At 48.0% G+C, this 18,044-nt stretch carries 17 protein-coding genes; 10 read left to right on the top strand and 7 right to left on the bottom strand.

Annotation, left to right across the window (positions count from 1 at the left end):
- Positions 1–56 precede the first annotated feature (56 nt).
- The 3 genes from NQU17_09465 to NQU17_09455 all read left to right on the top strand — a co-directional run bounded on the left by NQU17_09465 (position 57) and on the right by NQU17_09455 (position 2,085).
- Positions 57–980, top strand: coding sequence for a radical SAM protein (locus tag NQU17_09465; GenBank protein UUM10892.1), 924 nt, complete (start codon positions 57–59; stop codon positions 978–980).
- 100 nt (positions 981–1,080) lie between these two features.
- A complete protein-coding gene (locus NQU17_09460) occupies positions 1,081–1,326 on the top strand; it encodes a hypothetical protein (protein UUM10891.1) in 246 nt (81 codons plus the stop codon).
- 168 nt (positions 1,327–1,494) lie between these two features.
- Positions 1,495–2,085, top strand: a complete 591-nt coding sequence (locus NQU17_09455; protein ID UUM10890.1) for a LysE family transporter — start codon at positions 1,495–1,497, stop codon at positions 2,083–2,085.
- Positions 2,086–2,429: 344 nt separating this feature from the next.
- Here the strand turns inward: NQU17_09455 and NQU17_09450 are convergent, their stop codons facing one another.
- The 3 genes from NQU17_09450 to NQU17_09440 form a co-directional block, all read right to left on the bottom strand.
- Positions 2,430–2,813, bottom strand: a complete 384-nt coding sequence (locus NQU17_09450; protein UUM10889.1) for an immunogenic protein — start codon at positions 2,811–2,813, stop codon at positions 2,430–2,432.
- 558 nt (positions 2,814–3,371) lie between these two features.
- Complete coding sequence (locus NQU17_09445; protein UUM10888.1) at positions 3,372–4,211, bottom strand: alpha/beta hydrolase; 840 nt, start codon at positions 4,209–4,211, stop codon at positions 3,372–3,374.
- A gap of 17 nt (positions 4,212–4,228) precedes the next feature.
- Positions 4,229–4,663, bottom strand: a complete 435-nt coding sequence (locus tag NQU17_09440) for a helix-turn-helix domain-containing protein (GenBank protein UUM10887.1) — start codon at positions 4,661–4,663, stop codon at positions 4,229–4,231.
- Positions 4,664–5,019: 356 nt separating this feature from the next.
- On the opposite strand from NQU17_09440, the gene NQU17_09435 reads away from it, so the two are divergent.
- The 5 genes from NQU17_09435 to NQU17_09415 all read left to right on the top strand — a co-directional run bounded on the left by NQU17_09435 (position 5,020) and on the right by NQU17_09415 (position 10,850).
- Positions 5,020–5,571 (top strand): ATP-binding protein, encoded by a 552-nt coding sequence (locus NQU17_09435; protein UUM10886.1) that lies wholly within the window; start codon positions 5,020–5,022, stop codon positions 5,569–5,571.
- Positions 5,572–5,812: 241 nt separating this feature from the next.
- Positions 5,813–7,165, top strand: a complete 1,353-nt coding sequence (locus NQU17_09430) for a sigma 54-interacting transcriptional regulator (GenBank protein UUM10885.1) — start codon at positions 5,813–5,815, stop codon at positions 7,163–7,165.
- A 210-nt stretch (positions 7,166–7,375) separates the two neighbouring features.
- Positions 7,376–8,341 (top strand): agmatinase, encoded by a 966-nt coding sequence (gene speB / locus NQU17_09425; protein UUM10884.1) that lies wholly within the window; start codon positions 7,376–7,378, stop codon positions 8,339–8,341.
- A gap of 69 nt (positions 8,342–8,410) precedes the next feature.
- On the top strand, positions 8,411–9,847 hold the full coding sequence (locus NQU17_09420) for a YjiH family protein (protein ID UUM10883.1): 1,437 nt from the start codon (positions 8,411–8,413) through the stop codon (positions 9,845–9,847).
- 304 nt (positions 9,848–10,151) lie between these two features.
- Positions 10,152–10,850 carry an alpha/beta hydrolase gene (locus NQU17_09415; GenBank protein UUM10882.1) on the top strand — a complete coding sequence of 233 codons (699 nt, stop codon included), beginning with the start codon at positions 10,152–10,154 and terminating at the stop codon, positions 10,848–10,850.
- A 344-nt stretch (positions 10,851–11,194) separates the two neighbouring features.
- Here the strand turns inward: NQU17_09415 and NQU17_09410 are convergent, their stop codons facing one another.
- The 3 genes from NQU17_09410 to NQU17_09400 all read right to left on the bottom strand — a co-directional run bounded on the left by NQU17_09410 (position 11,195) and on the right by NQU17_09400 (position 15,649).
- Positions 11,195–11,587, bottom strand: a complete 393-nt coding sequence (locus NQU17_09410; GenBank protein ID UUM10881.1) for an HIT family protein — start codon at positions 11,585–11,587, stop codon at positions 11,195–11,197.
- A 76-nt stretch (positions 11,588–11,663) separates the two neighbouring features.
- A complete protein-coding gene (locus NQU17_09405) occupies positions 11,664–14,168 on the bottom strand; it encodes a DEAD/DEAH box helicase family protein (GenBank protein UUM10880.1) in 2,505 nt (834 codons plus the stop codon).
- Positions 14,169–14,635: 467 nt separating this feature from the next.
- A complete protein-coding gene (locus NQU17_09400; GenBank protein ID UUM10879.1) occupies positions 14,636–15,649 on the bottom strand; it encodes a leucine-rich repeat domain-containing protein in 1,014 nt (337 codons plus the stop codon).
- A 241-nt stretch (positions 15,650–15,890) separates the two neighbouring features.
- On the opposite strand from NQU17_09400, the gene NQU17_09395 reads away from it, so the two are divergent.
- Positions 15,891–16,343 carry an SWIM zinc finger domain-containing protein gene (locus NQU17_09395; GenBank protein UUM10878.1) on the top strand — a complete coding sequence of 151 codons (453 nt, stop codon included), beginning with the start codon at positions 15,891–15,893 and terminating at the stop codon, positions 16,341–16,343.
- Positions 16,344–16,400: 57 nt separating this feature from the next.
- On the opposite strand, the gene NQU17_09390 is transcribed toward NQU17_09395, so the two are convergent.
- Positions 16,401–16,541, bottom strand: a complete 141-nt coding sequence (locus tag NQU17_09390) for a hypothetical protein (GenBank protein ID UUM10877.1) — start codon at positions 16,539–16,541, stop codon at positions 16,401–16,403.
- Positions 16,542–16,559: 18 nt separating this feature from the next.
- Between NQU17_09390 and NQU17_09385 the strand changes: the two genes are divergently transcribed.
- Complete coding sequence (locus NQU17_09385; protein ID UUM10876.1) at positions 16,560–17,585, top strand: hypothetical protein; 1,026 nt, start codon at positions 16,560–16,562, stop codon at positions 17,583–17,585.
- Positions 17,586–18,044: the final 459 nt, after the last annotated feature.

Here is an 18,044-nt window from a genome sequence, read left to right as displayed (position 1 = left end):
GGATACAGTTAAACAGATCGGTGTTGCAGCTGCTTCATCGAGAGGAGGAGGGGGAGATGCTTCATGATGTATATCAGGATTATGGCCAGTACTTCTATGTGCCAATGACTCAGGCCTGCAGTCTGGCAGTGCCTGTTACTCTGGGCTGCAGCTGGAACCGGTGCCTCTATTGTGATCTGAATCATAACCAGACTTTTCGATTTTTGGGTTTCACAGACATTGAGAAAAAACTGGAAGCTCTAAAAGCACATTACAGCCAGTCCAGACGCCCCGTGGAGCGAATTGTTCTGGCGGGCGGCAATCCCTTTTGTCTTGACGCAAAGACGCTGATTCGGATTGCTCAGCTGGTGAAAGCAAGCTTCCCGCAGGTAAAGACGATCAGCAGCTTTGCCCGGGTTGACGATGTCCTCAGAAAAAGTCCGGAGGAGCTGCTGGAACTCAAAAATCATGGGTATGGAAACCTCTCCCTCGGAGTCGAATCGGGGAATGATGAAATTCTGGATTTTCACAAAAAGGGCGTCACCAGGCAGGAAACCCAGGCGGCTCTGCTGGCTCTGGAAGAGGCCGGTATAAGCTACTCAACCTACATCATGCTTGGGCTTGGGGGAAAGCGGTTGAGCCGGGAGAATGCATTGGATACCGCCAGTCTTTTGTCCCAGGTGAACCCTGAAGTGATCTGTGTCGTCACCCTGGTCCTGTTCAAGGACGCCAAGCTGATCGAAAAAGTCAGAACCAGAGAGTTTGCCCGGCTGAATGTCCTCGATTCAATCCGGGAGGAGCAGCTGCTGCTGGAGCATCTGAATATGCGAAACACCATATTCAACGGGACGCATAAAACGAATGCCCTGATTCTGAAAGGAAAGCTTCCGGAGCAGAAAAGCCGATTGCTGGATCGAATTTCTCAAGTTATTTTTAACTGGTCGGATCGTGATATGAGATCAAAAGATATGGCCAAGTGGACCCGGTGGTCTCTGGAATAACAAACAAAGCGGAATTACGTCAAGTATTAATTAGAAAACAGGAAAAAGACGGATTCGTGGTCCAAAATCTGCATCCCGATCAAAATCAGAAGAGAATGGTATGGCATTTCAAATGATAGGTAGTTTCGATAGGAATACACCCTGCAATCAGAAAACCAGTGAGCTGGTTGCGGGTGTTTTTGTGTTTTTAGTGCTGCTGAATTCTCCCATTTCCGATCGGGTGTTTCAAACGACAATAGTATCAATTGGCTATGTGCCGGTTGATCGACATGAAGATGCCATGATCGGGTCCATGACGATTTCTGAAAATATGATGCTGCGATCCAGTATGCAGGTTCGCAAATGATGCGATCCTGCTTTTTCCTTAAAATACTTCTCATTTTTCAAAAAAGTACCATGTGGTATGATGGATTCAACATATTGAGTCAGGTATAACATCGTAATACTAAGCATCCATACTGGACCCAAGATTCACCAAAATGGACGAATGTAAAAACTGAGTGAGGGATGAGTTATGAGCTATTTGGTCTGGCTGTCCTTTTTTTCGTACAACTTGATAACTTCCATCACCCCGGGTCCTATTAACATTGTCGCCATGAATGCTGCCGGCTACTTTGGTTTCCGAAAAAGTCGTTCCATTTTTGGGGGACTTGTCCTGGGATTACTGGCGGTTCTGTTGCTGTGCGGATTGTTCAGTGCCACCTTATCTGAGATCCTTCCCCAAATGCTCAAATACATGAAATACATCGGGAGCGGCTATATTGTCTGGATCGCATGGACCATTGTGCGAAGCCGGCCATCTGCCGGAACAGCCCAGGCTGCGGAACTTGACTTTCAACGCGCATTTTTCCTGCAGTTTTTCAATGTCAAAGCCTACATCTGGGCGATCACTGTATACACCGCCTATGTTTTGCCGTATGATTCCAGCCTGCCGAATGTTCTTGCCTTTGCCGGACTCATGCTTCTCATCGCAACCCTTTGTGCTCTGATCTGGGCTCTTGCCGGAGCTCTGCTCAGCAGTGTGCTGAAGAAATACTGGGGGGCAGCCAACGGAGTGATGGCTCTGATGCTGTTCTACAGTGCCATCAGTCTATTGCTGGCTTAATATGTAAGTGGGCTGTTCATTGTTGAACAGCCCATTCTTAACTATTAATCTAGGGTAATCATTTCTATTCAGTAATTAATGGTTATTGGAATTAACTTCCTGTTCTTAATCATTCATTTCGGCTCGATCATATTTTTATGGGATTGCGGGTTTCTGATGTACATCTTTCGGCTGACATCAAATAGCTTCAGCAGAATGATTCATCGTCAGAACATCCGCCCAGATGCATTTCCATCCGAGCGTGAGCTTCGTCATTAGTTCACAAATATTGCCGAAGTGGGGGTGTATATTCAACCGGCCAATCCCACGTATTTTGTGATTTATCGTAATTATAAAGATTGGGTCTATTTCATAGCAACTAATTTGGTGTCCTCTTCTGAGAAATAGTCATCCATATTACTACTTAATCCACTTGCTTTCCATGCTTGATCAAAAGTTATATTTTTCGTATTACTCAAAAAAATAAACGTGCTGTCTTTGACTGCATTATTCATTCTTCCTGTAATTTCTAATCTGCATTTATAGGTATAATCATCTGTTTTCCAAGTGCCATCACTCATTTCATAATATTTAACCATGGTTACCAACTTATTCGATTTAAAATAATCATCAACAAGTTCTAATTCAGTCACCTCATAATTAGTAACAATAGATGGCGCTTTTTGAGAACACCCAACCCATGCAAGAACAAAGGTTAAGCAAATTACCATTGATATTATCCTCTTCATTTTAAATCACATCCTTAACTTAAGATTTTTGCGACCAACGGAATTGCTGGTCGATTTCAATATTCCCGACATTTTCATTCAATTGAGTTTTTAATGCATCAGAAAAAGATATGCTCTCTGTTGTTGTCCCTTTGAATATTTAGTAAAATCTACCATACTAAATATTCATTCTATTAATTAACAGATAAATCCTTTACATATTTAATTTTTCTGGATGATGACTTGAGAAGCCCTTCTTAGAAAAACATATGGTCTTTTTGACTCTGGGTGCAATAGCAGTTTGGGTCATTAATGCGAGGGATTCAAAAAACATCAAATAATAAGAGATTATTTTTTCATAGTTTCCTCTATTTCAATTAGTATGTGTTAAAATTGTCTAATTTATCATCATAATATCACGAATGTGCGTTCAATGAAATAATTTATTTTATTTGATTGTGTCAGGAATTTTGCTTAAAGCAATGAGTCCGTTTCTCAGGACTAATCATTAAAGTGATATTCATAAAGAAAGCTCAATGTGGGGATCCAGTTTTGGCTGGATCCCCATATTGAGAGACATTAAAGGTTGTTTCGTCTCAGAAAATCAGCGATCAGCGGACCGGTAGCGGTGATCAGATGACCCTTGTCGGTCAGATGAATTTCTGCATGGGGGACTGCCTGTTTCAGTCGATCCGAGGCTGCTGCCGTGTCCATTGTCGCATCGTCTGTCCCTGAAAGGTACAGCACAGGCATGGATAGAACAGAAAGCTCCTGATCGCTCAGTAGGGGCAAAGGTCCTGTGTAGGGAATGAAGTGAGTCATAATCAGATTCATGAAGTCGAGAACTTCCTGCGGCAGATGGGCGTCTCCGAGGATGGATCGGATCAGCGGGTCATGGTCGGGCGCACCTTGTGCAAGGCGGAGGCTGTCCTTCAGGAACGATTCTTTTGGCTGCACCAATCCGGAAGGCGCCAGGAGGGCAAGGGCTGCCACCCGTTCCGGAAAGGCTGAGGCAAATCGCAGTGCCATCCACCCTCCCAGGGAATTTCCGACCAGGATCGCCTGGTCAATGGTCAGAGTGTCCAATAGTTCCCTGAGCCATAGAGTTGTTTCACCCCCTGCCAGATCCATACGGCGAGAATCGCTGTTCCCCGGCTCACCGGGAGTGTCTGCTGCCAGTACATGATAATAGGGTGCCAGGACAGGGAAGTCTCCCAGCCAGGAAGCACTGTTGCTGGCGGAACCGTGCAGAAGGATGAGGGGTGCATGAGAAGGGGCGCCGGCTTCCAGGATAAAGGTGTTGCCGTAGGGCGTTGGGATCAGTCTCTGGGGGCAGGGCACCTGCCCGAGGATCTTTTGGTAGCTGGACCGGATTCGATCCAGACCTTCCTGCGATCGAAAGGGGAAAAAAGTGTCCATAAGAACTCCTTTATTGCCTAATCGGCATAGATCTCCAGGGCTCCGAGTATGACAGACAGAAATCCAATGGATCCCCAAAGATTTATGCGAAGCGTATGCTCGGGTTCAATATATTGAGTGGTCATTGAGGATTGTCCGTATTCCCGAGGTTTTGAGTTCATGGCAGCGTTCATGGCATTGATGATCCGAACCGCCTCATCCATTCCTGAGACCGAAATGTCGATCACCGAAGACGCTTTGGCCGGTTTCTTTTCATGGATTCCAGCGGGAACAGAGGCAGGGATTGCCGGAGTCCCTTCTGTGAACCGACTGAGATCATGTCCTGAGATGCGCCAGCTTTTCCCGATTTTCGCTGCTGCGAGTTTTCCTTCGCGAATGTAGCGCTGGATCGTTTTCGGGTGGATGCTCAGCAGTTTCGCTACTTCGTCCACAGTAAAGTAGGCATGTTCCATTACTTATCACTCCTTAATGTTCCTTATATGGTAATAATAGGAAATTATAGGCAACTTGTCAGCAGAACAAATCGGATTTATTTTAGAATAGTGAAATAATGGATTGTGCCTCTGCTGCTGAAACTATTTTCGTCTTGAACCCAGCTCCCTTCAGCGAGCCGGGGTAAGCTTGCAATGTTTTTTAAAAATCTCTGTCCTTATCGGATCCCTTCGAAGTATTCCATTCACGACTTCATCTGCTGTATCATGAGTACATATGAACTCAGAAAGCTGATTGCGCGATGGGCGTATGTTCACAGTGACGGATGAAGGAACAGAGGTATTTTCTTACCTCAGCAGCAAAAAAAGGAGCAAACATGATTCTGCTTATTAGCGGTGCATCTCATACCGGAAAGACCTGCCTCGCCCAGCGCCTGCTGGAGAAACTGCAATGGCCCTATTATTCCATTGACCATTTGAAGATGGGGTTAATCCGCAGCGGACAAACCAGCCTGACTCCTTCGGATGATCGGGAGCTGACGGAGTATTTATGGCCGATTCTTCGGGAACTGATAAAGACAGCCATTGAAAACAGCCAGAATTTGATCTTGGAGGGTTGCTATATTCCATTTTCCTGGAAAAATGACTTTACCGATCAATATCTGGAACACATTCGTTTCCACTGTCTCATCATGAGTCCTCACTATATTGAACGCCATTTTGACCGCATTACTGAGTATGCCGCTGTCATTGAGGCAAGAATTAATAATGCCTGGGTGAACAAGGATCAGCTGATCCGTGACAATCAATATTATCTGGAACATTGCCTGCGTCATAACCTGGCATACACTCTCATCGATGAAGTATATCCAGAGACAGGATACATGGTTGATCAAATCATTCCGCTGCTTGGACAACCAGATAGTTAATTTGGAGATCTGTCGGGACTCGAACGGGGATCTTCGGGGAATGCGGCAGGGCAAGCTTAGGAGCGGGCTCTTTTCTGATTCCCCCGGGAAGCATGGTATGATAGAACAGATACTGGCTCTGCATTGGATTATGCTTGGCCTTCAACACAATAATCAACATATGGCTTGTTGGCGGTATGCGATCCGCCACAGGGGTTATTTTTTTTGAGGCAATATTGCCCATGCCATCAGGGGGGATACGATGGAAATTGCAGACATATTAGAGGGGATTCCATTGGGAGTTCATATCATCGATAAGAACGGGATCACGGTGTTCTACAACAGCGCCTGCCGAAAAATCGACAATATTCGCCCTAGCGTGGAAGTTTTGGGGCGTCCGGTTACAAAACTGGTCGAAGACGGGGTCTTGTCAAAATCGATTGGACTGGATGTTTTGGAAAGCAACTTATTCAAGGATGAAATCCAGGTAGTCAATGGAAAACAGGTATACAGTCAGGGCACACCGCTGTTTGACCGAAACCATCAGCTGCGGATGGTGGTTGTGACCTGCATGGATATTCCATATTTAAAGAAAATGGAAACAAAGCTGAGCGAACTGCAGGCATTCAGTGCAAAGCTTATGGAACAGCTTTCTCTAATCGGAACAGAGGATCTGCTCATATCGTCCAGCCCGTGCATGGAAAAAGTAAAAAAACTCGCGGACAAGGCTGCCCGGTTTGATTCCAATGTCCTGATTACCGGTGAATCCGGGGTAGGGAAAGGGGTTGTCTTTACCTACATTCACAACAGATCCAGCCGATACAACCAACCGAAAATCAGTCTGAACTGTGCCGCGATTCCGGAGGCACTGTTTGAGTCTGAATTGTTCGGGTATGAAGCAGGTTCCTTTACCGGGGCTCAGAAGAACGGGAAATTAGGACTGCTTGATCTGGCCAGTGAAGGGACCCTGTTCCTGGATGAAATCGGCGATCTGTCGTTGGCGAACCAGGCGAAACTGCTCAAAGTCATGCAGGAAAAAAAGTACATGGCAGTGGGTGGACTGAAAGAGAAGACATCCAATGTACGAATTATTGCTGCGACGAATCGGGATTTGAAAGAGATGGTCAGGCAGGAAAAATTCAGAGAGGACCTGTTTTACCGGATCAATGTGTTTCCTATCCACATTCCTCCCCTGCGGGAACGCAGGGAAGATATCGTGTCGCTCACAAGATTCCTGCTGCGGCGGAAAAATGAGGAATACGGAATGAACAAGTCCTTGGCCGGGGAAGTCTACCGAGCGTTCTATTCCATGCCATGGCCAGGGAACGTGAGAGAACTGGAAAATTTTATCGAATGCCTGATTCTGACCACAGACGAGGATGAAATTCACCTTAATGATGTCAAACTGCTGCGCAGCGACCGGGACATTCCATCGGTCAGCATCCGTGATTTATCTTATGATGAAATGATGGAAGAATTTGAGATCAATCTGATTAAAAATCTATTTGAAAAGCATGAAACAGTTAAAGAAATCTCTCAAAATTATCATATCAATGAAAGTACTCTGCGGAAGAAATTGAAAAAATACGGTCTCACTCTCCCGAAATTAAAATAAATCGGAAAATATTCCGCTGGAACGGAAATTTTTCCGATGTATGGAATCGTGATCTGGCAACGGTTTCGGAGATATATGGACATTTTCATTAAATCGTTTTCCGGAAAGTCCGAAGAAAAGGCCTGATTATGCTTCAAATAGTGCATTTTCCTCTTGGCACGGATTTTGCTTATTAAATAAGTGAAATAATTTAACTTCCTGGAGGGAACTATGGAACAAAAAGATTTAAGCAAGAAACCAGCTACTGCCTTTGCGTCACCGAGATTCTGCAATGTCGGAAATTTCATGAGAATGCAGCGGTTTGACAGCGCGGAGGGACTCGACTTTGCGATTTACGGCATTCCGTTTGATACAGCATCCTCCTATCGCTCCGGTGCCAGATTCGGCCCTCAGGGGATTCGAAACATCTCCGTCATGATGAAGACAAACAATCCGGTTCATGAAGTGAACATCCTGGATTACCTCAAGGGCGCTGACCTGGGGGATGTCAATGTGGTACCCGGCTATATCCACCCGACCTATGAGCGGATTGAGGAATTTACTTCCAGCATTATTCAGCACGATTGCCTGCCGATTGCCTTGGGGGGTGACCACTCCGTTACTCTCGGAGAACTTCGCGCCATCGCGAAGAAGCATGGACCGGTCAGTCTGGTTCACTTTGATTCCCACGCGGATATTAATGATGAAGTGTTCGGCGAAAAGTACAACCACGGTACCCCGTTCCGCCGGGCGATTGAAGAAGGCCTGATTGATCCGCATAAATCCATTCAGATTGGCATGAGAGGATCCCTCTACGACGCTGGGGAATTCAAGCTGGCTGCCAGCCTTGGCCTGACATTGATTCCCACTCACCAGGTCAGAGAAATGGGTCTTCCCGCAGTAATTGAACTCATTAAGAAGACTGTTGGAGATAACAAAGCGTTCCTCACGTTTGACATTGATTTTGTTGACCCGGCCTATGCTCCGGCTACCGGAACCCCGGAAGTGGGCGGCTATACCAGTTACGAGGCCATCAGCCTGATTCGCGGAATATCCGATCTGAATTATGTGGGCTTTGACATTGTCGAAGTCGCACCGATTTATGATCATGCGGAAGTCACTTCGCTTTTGGCGGCGAACCTCGTGTTTGAGTTCATTTCCGGACTGGCTCTTCAAAGAAAAAATAAAAGTGAGTAATGGTGGTATAAATTGGATAAAGTGCTAGAGAAAGAAACGGTGTTCGCTTCTAAAAGACGACCCCTGTCGATGAAAGAAATTAAAGAACAGAACTTGGATCTGAATGACCTGGCTGTGATCGATTCCTTCGACCTTTCCAAAAAAGACTTTTCTGCAGGCATTTTAAAAGGGATCCTGTTTACGGCCATTGCCATCCTGATCTTCTTCGTTCCTGTCACATTTAATGGCAAGACGGATATGGTGTTCGGCATCATGTACAACTTCTTCGTCACATCCCTGGGAGATGTCGGACTGTGGATGGTCACACTACTTGTATGCGCAACGGGAGTCCTCAGTGTGTATGGGAAATATATTGCCAAAGACGGGTTCCTGAGAAATTACTTTAAAGAAGATTCCGCAGTTCATCCACTGCTCTATCTCTTAGGCGGGTTCTTCACCCTGGCGTTTACCTTGAATAAAACCACGCCTGTCAAGTTTCCCGAAGTAATTGTAGGCCCCGCAACCGGAGGAACGATCATTCCTGCGATCGTGGTCGCGGTGTTCTGGATCATTGTCGTAAGCGGTGTGTGCATGCCGTTTCTGCTGAACTACGGTTTTATTGATTTGATCGGATCCTTAATGGAACCTTTGATGAGACCGGTCTGGAAAGTGCCGGGCAGAGCTGCCGTAAACGCCATTGCCTCTTTTGTCAGTTCCTCCTCGGTGGGCGTTCTGATCACCAGCAAGCTGTATCGTCAGGGCGTGTATACCATCAAAGAAGCGGTTCTGGTTGTGACCGGTTTCAGTGCCGTCAGCGTCGGATTTGCCTATATGGTCATTCAGACCGCCGGACTGGAAGATCGCTTTTTAGCAGTCTACTTCTCATCGCTCTTCCTGACCATGGTCATCAGTGCTTTGATAGCCCGGATGCCCCCGTTCAATAAAAAAGAAGATGTTTATCTGGACGGGAAAGTCCAGACCGAAGAAGATCGGAGAACCACATCTGTCAGCGGAGAGAATATTTTTGTTACCGGTGTCCACCGGATGGCGAAAAAAGCCTACACAGCAAACCCGCTGCCCTCAGAAATTGTCTCGAGTCTGAAGGACGGAATGGAAGTCATTCCCAAGGTGCTGAGCCTGCTTGCAGCCGTTGGTACATCCTCACTGATTATTGCGGAAAAGACGCCGTTCTTTACATACCTGGGGAAAGTATTTGAACCATTGCTGCACCTGCTGCGCATCCCGAATGTTCAGGAAATCGCTCCTTCCTTCCCGGTTGGAATCGCGGAGATGTTCCTGCCCGTTCTTCTGATCAAGAACAACGTCGATCTGATCCATCCCGGAGCCAGATATGTCGTAGTTGCGGTATCCATCGTGCAGATTATCTTCTTCTCAGAAACCATCGTTGTGATGATGGCCACCAAACTTCCTCTGAAGTTATGGGAACTGGTGGTTGTATTCTTTGAGAGAACCGTCCTTGGCATTATTTTCGCGGCTCTCTTCGCGAGACTGCTGGGATTCATGTAAGCACAAGTATTCTTATTTATCTCGGAGCAGGATCAAATGATCCTGCTCCGAGTGTTTTTACTATTTTCCGTCATCCGATGACTTCCTGTCGGGGTGTTCCAACAAGCGAAAATTATAAGTATCGTTCCAGGACATGAACAGCGGACGCAATGAACAGGTCCGGAGCGCAATAAAGTTAATTTTTATCGGATGGAGTGGGATCAGAGCGCAGGCTGTGTATAGTTAAAGTATGGTTTAAACTGGAGTCCCTGAAAAACGATCTGCTTCTAATGAACCAGTAAGATGTGACGGTGAGGTGATTAACATGAAACAAATCTGGAAAAAGATCCTGCTGGGCTTGCTGATCCTGATCCTGGCATTAACCGGCGCTTTCTTCGTATATGTGTCTGACTACTATCGGGCGGATGCTTCAGCCAAAGCGCTTCTGGAGACGGCAGACATTACGGAAAAGGACCGGTATCTGATTGTCGAATCGGATGTAGCCAGTGACACGGCCCTGATTTTCTACCCCGGTGGAAAAGTCGAATACCTGGCGTATTTGCCGCTGCTTGATCAGATCACAGAGCGAACCGGCATCACCTGTTTCCTGGTGGAAATGCCCTTCAACCTGGCCGTGTTTGATTCAAATGCAGCAGATCGGATCATGGCTCAACATCCCATGATTCAGAACTGGTATGTCGGCGGACATTCTTTGGGCGGAGCGATGGCCAGCCAGTACGCTTCGAGCAATCCTCAAAAGATCAAAGGCCTGATCCTGATGGGTGCTTACCTCTATGGCAATTATCCAGCCTCGAAAACATTGACAGTATATGGAACCCTGAATACGGAAGTGGCAGACAAGATCAACTATACGGAACATGTGATTGCCATAGAAGGCGGCAACCATGCCCAGTTCGGCAACTATGGCAAGCAGAAAGGGGACCTCGATGCCGCAATTTCGGCCGAATCCCAGCAGAACCAAACCGTTGAGGCGATCCGCCTGTTTCTGTCCAGTCAACAGTAGGGATGGGAATTATCTGCTGTAACAGGGATAATTTTATTCGAAGTTGTGCTGTAAGGGATTATGAAGCCTGCTGGTGGGAAAGTCGAATGGTTATCGGGCTTTACGAATTGTCCAGACAAAGTGGTATGATCGACCCAATAAATAAATGGGCTGGGTGATGAAAAATGCGTGTACTGGGCAAACTGATCCTGATGCTGCTGTTGATTCCGTTTTTCTTCCTGTTATTGATTTATTTCACTCTCCGTAGGCTAATCCAGCTGGCCGGATAGCGAAAAAGAAGCAACGAGCCGGATCCTCTCATGGGAGGATCCGGCTCGTCGCTTCTTGATGGGGGAGTTATTCTGTTATTCTGGTGAGCTCCGATACTTTCTCTTTCCGGGGATCACTCCCCGGACTCCGCCTTCCGGATCCGGCAGATCTCCCGGATATCTGGGAATCAGATGAATATGGAGATGGGGGATGGTCTGTCCGGCAGCCTGGCCCTGATTCACTCCGAAGTTGAAACCGGTGGGAGAAAATTGTTCTTCCAGGAGATTCTTGCATTCCTCGATGAATGGAAATAGAGTGCTTCGTTCCACTTCACTGAGTTCGAACAGGGTCTCGACATGGCGTTTGGGTATAACCAGGAGATGTCCCGGAGTAACCGGGTACTTGTCAAAGCGGGCATAGAAGTACTCATTCTCCTGGACGGGATGATCCTGGACCAGTTGACAAAAGAGGCAGCTTGTTTCTTTCATGGCTTGAGCTCCTTGAATGTTTGGTTGATTCTGGTGACATGAGTGGATTGCCTGAAGGATGTTCAGGTAGGTTTCTTTAGTAACCTCCGAGCGGGGCATAATAATGGATGAGATCTTCCTGCATCTGGCGGCGAAGATTCTCCAGACCGCCGTAGTGAGTCAGATCTTCCCACAATCGATGGTGAATCGAGATCTTTTTGAGATCTTTCGCATAGTAGAAGAAACGCTTGCGTTCGAATTTCTCAAAGGGGTTTGAAAGAAGACTGTTGGTCAGTGCTTTGTCATCCATCAGAAACTCCGGGTCATGGTAGGGGGAGCCGGGGCGGTCTACGGTTTTATTCTCTCTGATCCGATTGAGATAGAACTCGCGATAGGCGCTCAGTACACCGGTAATTTCGGCATCCCCGGTACTGTCTGCCTGTTTCAGCAGAGCCAGCAGAAAGACCATCTTGTAGCTGTAACTGTAGCTTCGCTCGGCAAGGAACTCCCAGAAGTCTTCCACGATGGTGGCTTCCGTGTGTTCCTTCAAACCTTTCGCCACCCGGATTATAGCGATCTGATCCGGATGGAACAGATCGACCGCGCTTCGGCCCATCGGGAGATGGACATCTGGGGTCAGTTCTCCGGTGTTGATCCAGCTTCGCACGGTTCCGGTGGATACAAACAGTTCCCGGGCCAGGGATTCCACCGACAGATACGATTCATAGAGCCGCTGCATGGTGAACAGCTCGTAGGGCTGCAGCTTCACCGGCTGTTCATGGGTGGTCCCAAGGATGACCAGCTCCTGACCAGCAACATCGGATCTGGGCACCAGATCCCCAAATGGCACGTACCAGGGCTGATTCAGCAGGGAATTCACTGACCAGGGACGGTTGCTGAGCTGGCCAAAGCTTCCGTAGCGGTCCACCACATCGATGACATACAATGCTTCCTTGCCCTCTGTCTTGCGGGTGCCCCGTCCCAGCTGCTGGGCATAGAGTACTCGGGACAGGGTTGGACGAGCCATGACGATGACCGAGGTGTGCGGTGCGTCCCAGCCTTCGGTCAGGAGGCTGCAGGTGCATAGGAACTGGAGCTGGCGTTCCATATATCGCCGAATCTTTTCGTATCGCCGGGGATCGGAACCATCCACGGACTCGGCGGTAAATCCGCGCAGCCGAAGAATTTTCGCCATTTCTTTCGCGTGAGCCACATTGACGCAGTACACCAGACCCGATTTCCCGGGAAGTCTGGAATAAAAATAAGTATGCAGGACATCGGCAATGAGCTCATTTCGGGAGTTGACCCGGATTCTTTTTTCCAGATCCGAGGAAACATAATCCCTGCCATTGAACCTTACTTCAGACAGGTCCAGCGTGCTCTCCAGGCGGAAGGCCCGGATCTGGCAGAGCAGGCCTTTTTGAATGGCCTCCTTCAGATCCAGTTTCTCCTCATAGCTCCCAAAAACTGATTCCAGCCGCCGTTCATCCAGGCGTTCGTCCGTTGCGGTCAGCCCCAGCAGGAACAGCGGCTGATAATGCTGGATGACTTTTTTCAGGATCGGAGCCGGTCCGTGATGAGCTTCATCCACCACGATATAGTGATATTGATTCACCGGTTCCCGGTGATATTGCCTTGCTATGGCAGCGTACGTCTGCACCTGAATGCGGCCGATCAATGTTTCAAAGGCGGCAGCGGCTTTCTGCCACTGGAGCACCAGATCGAGGGATGGCACCAGGATCAGCACGTCGAGCGAGCCATGAGCTGTGGCCACTCGAACCATGTCTTCCAGGGCGATGACGGTTTTTCCGGTGCCCGTCGGCAGGACAACCAGAGCAGACCGTTTTCCGGCGTCCCGGTCGGCCTGGAGCTGAGAAAGCTGATCTGCCTGATGCTCGTGCAGGGAAAAACCGCGAGAAGCTGACAGTGAGTACTGAATCAGGTAATCATCGAGATCACCCAAAAACTCCCGGAGCTCATCGGCGATTTTCTCCCGATGGAACAGGCTTTCCGTGTCCCATCGAAAGACAATCCCATGGGCAGCAACAATGGCATTCTGTTTTTTCAGAATGTGCTGATACCGTTCCTTGCCGATGATTTGCGGGTGATGGTAGCGGATGCCGTTTTCTTCGATGGCAATCCAGGTTCCATCCTTGCGAAACAGCGCGTAATCGACATATACGGTATTTCCCTGATCCGTCAGAAAAGCATATTCGCGTTTCAGATATTTTAATGCTTCCTCTCCGAAGGCATCGATAAAGCATTCCTCGAATCGATATTCCAACGGAGTAGGCTCCGCCAGCGTGCTCTCCCGATCCAGGGTCCGGGAGAGATCGTAGAGGTCCGAATCCGGAAAGCAGCCGGCCGATCGAAAGTCAGCCAGATTCTGATCCGACTCAAGAAAGCGATAGACTCTGCCATACAGGCGCATCCATTCATTCTGCTTCTGACAGTATCTTTTGTAGGTAAACGGCTCCCGCAGGATCGCGTCCCGGTCAATGACCACGACCCCGTCCGAGCCGTATGGCTGGACATAGGAGAGGGTCTCTCCATTATGTGTCAGGACATCCAAATGATCCGATGGCAGGTGAAACTGATCCATGAAGTTCTCCTCTTGGTTTCCACAACCTGGCAGATCATCTGACAGCCACTGCGCGCAGAGATTGCGCCAAGCAGATTTGCCAGGTCTCCCCTTTGCCAGGCTGCCTGTAACAATAGTTCTTCTTTCATTATAGCCGATTGTCTGGCGATGCTCTCACTGTAGATGCTACGTAACCCCCAGGAAAAGGAAAAGGAAAAGGAAAAGGAAAAGGGAAAAGGAAAGGGAAAGGGAAAGGGAAAGGGATTATAAAAGGGAAAGGGATTGGGATAAGATCAGGAACAGGAACAGAAACAGTAACAGAAAACGGAACGGAAACAGAAACTGAAACAAAAACAGAAAGGGAATGGAAATGGCAAGGCAGTCTGAATCGGTGATATTCAGGCTGCCCTGTGACGATGCTGGGAGCTGCGTATAGGAGCTAAAGCTGCTTGAAAGAAATTTGGATTAATGGAACGATCGTGAAGGGCTTAGGGCTCGAACACCAGGTTCTTAATGTGATCAAGTTCTTCGATGTTCTTGATCGGATTCTTGCTCAGACGAAGTGAATCAAAGGAGGAAAAGCCTTTCAGGGGGCTGACGTCCTCGATTTTGTTGGCAATCAGTTCCAGCTCTTTGAGGGTTTTTATGCCGGACAGGGGCGTGAGGTCTTCCACGTAGTTCGAGTAGAGCTCCAGGGTCTCCAGATTTGGAAGGCCGGACAGGGGAGATAGGTCTTTAATCCGGTTTTCGTAGAATGTCAGGCTTTTCAGCTTGAGCAGTTCCGAAAGGGGAGACAAGTCTGACACCTGATTGCTGTTGGCTGAGAGATAGAGCAATTCTTTGGAGTCCTTCAGCGGTGACAGGTCTGTGATTTCATTAAAGCTCAAGCTCAGGTTGAACAGGGACTTGGCACCTTGAAGAAATTGGATGTCCTTCAGTTTGCTTTGGGTGAAGAACCCACTGCGCAGCGTTTCCTTGACCTGGGCCGGAATGGTTGAATAATCGATATCTGGCTGCAGGGTAACATGGAGGGATGTGAGATTGGGGAAAAGACTCAGGTCGGCCAGCGACTTCATGGTGCCAAATCCGGTAAAGCGCTTGCCGTCCAGTTCCACGTCGGTACCAAACAGCAATACAATCGATCGATCGGGAACTCCTTTGCCGGAGAGCAGCAGGAAATGGTCTCCGCCGATCTTCAGGTTCGTGAAGTCTTCCAGATCCGCCGGATAAATGGTGTCTTTCTTCAGTTCAGCTTTCACCAGTTTTTCAAAGACCGGGTCGGAAAAAACCACTGGGGTCGGTTGGGTCGAAGCTGCTGTCAAAGGAGAAGTTCCCGCATTGCCCGCAGTTGTGGCAGCGGGTGCGGTAGTGACTGGTGCGGCAGCAGTTGTTCCCGCCGCAGTTCCCGTGCCGGTCGGTTTTGCCTCACCAGCGCATCCTGCCAGGACCAGAGTCAGCAGGATACCAGGGATGAGAGCCCTAGTCCTTGGGAATCGTATCATACAATTGCCCTCCCTAAATGAATAGTTGCTATTTCCATTGTAATGGGGCAATGCCAGGCGTTCAATGAGCTGTTCCTTCTTTTCGGATAATATTGTTGAATCATAATAGGTCCACCGAAATTCTCATTCCTCACTCCCCAAAAGGCACATCTTCTTGGAAAATAAACTGACTTTCTTTGACCGGAAATGATTTTGGCGGTCTTGCCGCGATGGTAAACTGGAGTTAGGAAAGAGAGGTTGTATGACACACGTAAATTCAGATTATCGACAATATTTTCAGGATCATATTTTTGAGCGAGGGATCGATTATTACCTGAATCAGACTGTCATTGATATGTCGTTTGACGGGGAAATACTGGATGGCCTGGTTGAGGGAGAGCAGCTATACCACGTTCAAATAAAGATAGTAAAAAATGAACCTGTTGCTTGCTATTGCAGTTGTCCCTATGCTGCTTCCGGCGAAAACTGCAAGCATATGGCGGCATTGCTGCTTGCCTGGGAAGCCAATCTGAACCGGAGTGCGGGTGAACGAAAAATCCCTGGGGAATCAGATGAAGAAGATCATCCCTTGCAGACACGGAGTCTGGCAGAACTGGTTCAAAATTCGGATGAGAAGCTGGTACGTAAATATCTTTTTGAAATTCTGGAAGAGGATGAGGGACTGGAACAGAGATTCCGCAGAATCCTGATCTAACAGGAGATCGGAGTCACACAGGAACAAATTCGGCTGAAGTTACAGCAGCTGATCAACTCATATACAGAAGAGGATGGTTATGTCGCGGAAGAAGACCTGGATGACTTGTTTTCCGAGCTCTTCAGTTACCTCCACCATGAGATTCAGGGGCTTCTGGATGATCAGAAGCCAGTAGACGCCTTTGAGTGTGTCGTTCATCTCATGGAGATGGTCTCAGTGATGGATGCAGAATGGTATGTCTACAATTATTGGAATTTTGATCAGGAATGTTATAACATGCTTGAAACAATCATTCAGGAGGCCGATTCAGGCAGCAAAGAGCGGCTCTTCCAATGGTTATCGGATCGTTTAGACCATTCCAATCAGGAGTTATCCCAGGCGATCAGCAATTTGTGGAATGGGTCGTTTGATGAACCACACTATTGGGAGAGAAAGCTCGTTATCAGTGAACGCCTGGCAGAAGATAGCCGGATGAATGGCCGGTCAATTATTGACGGAGAAAATGAATGGGCCATCTTGCATCTGCAACTTTTAAAGCAGATGGGAGCCTCAACCGCTGACCTGCTGTCCTATGCCAGGCGATTCTGGGACGAGCCGAAAATTCGCTCATTCATGGCTGTGGTCGAGTCAGAGAATCAGGAGTTTGACAAAGCGGAAGCGATTCTAAGGGAAAGCCTTGTTCTGGATTTGGCTTCCAAAGTCTGGCTGACCCGACATCACCTAATGTTAAAGAAAATCTTTCACCAATCAGCCCAGTTGGATTCCTACCGCGAAGAGCTCCTGATCTTGTTGAAAGACTTTCTGCCAGGGGACAGTACGCTGATTCAAGAGCTGAAAACAGCGGTTTCTGAAGCCGAGTGGCTGTCACTTCGCAGGGATATGATCGAGAGTGTACCAGATCATGGGCTGCAGGCAAGTCTGTACTGTGAGGAAGAGATGTGGGAAGAGCTAAGCAATGTGGTCTTTCGCACCAATGATATTCATTTGCTCCGGAAATATGACTTGATGTTGACGGACCGATATCAGGAGCAGGTACTGGAGAAATACAGCGAATTACTGCGTGAAATGGCTCGAACAACGAGCAACCGGGGATATTATCGGGAGATTGCTGAATTTATCAGTTATGTGAGTCGATTGCCAGGAGGATGGCCGATTGCAGGAGAACTGCTGGAATTGTTTCAGAGGACTTACCGCAATCGCAGGGCTATGATGGATGAATTACGCCGAGTAATACAGGATTAATTCCGGAGAAAGATGAGGATCCTCCGGTCCTATAACAGAAGTCCATGATTGGGTTTCTACCATGGGTTATTCATGGATGGTTGTTTTTTTGCCAGGTTCTCATTAATGAAAGCAATGCCTATTTGCCCTGTGTGCCACCCCGATCACCATTGAACGGGAGGTCGGAAACTCAGACGGCGACATAACTGGATGGGCTTTTTCCAATACGCGGATTCCGGCGCAGACCAGACTGCAGAGAATTCAGCAGTCCATTGAAACCCCGATCCCCCGGATTGTTTAATGCGGTCAGTGGACATTCAGTCCTTCGGGTCTGCCGGTTTCTGTCCTGACAGGCAAACTGGCCGCCGACCGGGTGAGTGAGCTGCTCAAATCGGTTGAATCCGGATCTGCCAAGCCATACCAATAAAGTTCAGAATGATTTAGAATGAAGGTGAGCCTGAGTGAAGGGCAGGCGGATCG

It is taken from the genome of Clostridiaceae bacterium HFYG-1003, assembly GCA_024579835.1.
Taxonomy (GTDB): domain Bacteria; phylum Bacillota; class Clostridia; order Clostridiales; family Clostridiaceae; genus JG1575.
The sequence above is the reverse complement of the archived record's forward strand: the minus strand, read 5'-3'. Positions and strand labels throughout refer to the sequence as shown.

What these genes read in the sequence shown, in the direction of transcription:
- NQU17_09410 (UUM10881.1), bottom strand. Translation starts at nt 11,587, where the DNA reads ATGAAAGAAACAAGCTGCCTCTTTTGTCAACTGGTCCAGGATCATCCC.
- NQU17_09440 (UUM10887.1), bottom strand. Translation starts at nt 4,663, where the DNA reads ATGGAACATGCCTACTTTACTGTGGACGAAGTAGCGAAACTGCTGAGC.
- NQU17_09415 (UUM10882.1), top strand. Translation starts at nt 10,152, where the DNA reads ATGAAACAAATCTGGAAAAAGATCCTGCTGGGCTTGCTGATCCTGATC.
- NQU17_09455 (UUM10890.1), top strand. Translation starts at nt 1,495, where the DNA reads ATGAGCTATTTGGTCTGGCTGTCCTTTTTTTCGTACAACTTGATAACT.
- NQU17_09465 (UUM10892.1), top strand. Translation starts at nt 57, where the DNA reads ATGCTTCATGATGTATATCAGGATTATGGCCAGTACTTCTATGTGCCA.
- NQU17_09450 (UUM10889.1), bottom strand. Translation starts at nt 2,813, where the DNA reads ATGAAGAGGATAATATCAATGGTAATTTGCTTAACCTTTGTTCTTGCA.
- NQU17_09435 (UUM10886.1), top strand. Translation starts at nt 5,020, where the DNA reads ATGATTCTGCTTATTAGCGGTGCATCTCATACCGGAAAGACCTGCCTC.
- NQU17_09420 (UUM10883.1), top strand. Translation starts at nt 8,411, where the DNA reads ATGAAAGAAATTAAAGAACAGAACTTGGATCTGAATGACCTGGCTGTG.
- NQU17_09405 (UUM10880.1), bottom strand. Translation starts at nt 14,168, where the DNA reads ATGGATCAGTTTCACCTGCCATCGGATCATTTGGATGTCCTGACACAT.
- NQU17_09390 (UUM10877.1), bottom strand. Translation starts at nt 16,541, where the DNA reads ATGAACGACACACTCAAAGGCGTCTACTGGCTTCTGATCATCCAGAAG.
- NQU17_09460 (UUM10891.1), top strand. Translation starts at nt 1,081, where the DNA reads ATGGCATTTCAAATGATAGGTAGTTTCGATAGGAATACACCCTGCAAT.
- NQU17_09400 (UUM10879.1), bottom strand. Translation starts at nt 15,649, where the DNA reads ATGATACGATTCCCAAGGACTAGGGCTCTCATCCCTGGTATCCTGCTG.
- NQU17_09445 (UUM10888.1), bottom strand. Translation starts at nt 4,211, where the DNA reads ATGGACACTTTTTTCCCCTTTCGATCGCAGGAAGGTCTGGATCGAATC.
- NQU17_09395 (UUM10878.1), top strand. Translation starts at nt 15,891, where the DNA reads ATGACACACGTAAATTCAGATTATCGACAATATTTTCAGGATCATATT.
- speB (UUM10884.1), top strand. Translation starts at nt 7,376, where the DNA reads ATGGAACAAAAAGATTTAAGCAAGAAACCAGCTACTGCCTTTGCGTCA.
- NQU17_09430 (UUM10885.1), top strand. Translation starts at nt 5,813, where the DNA reads ATGGAAATTGCAGACATATTAGAGGGGATTCCATTGGGAGTTCATATC.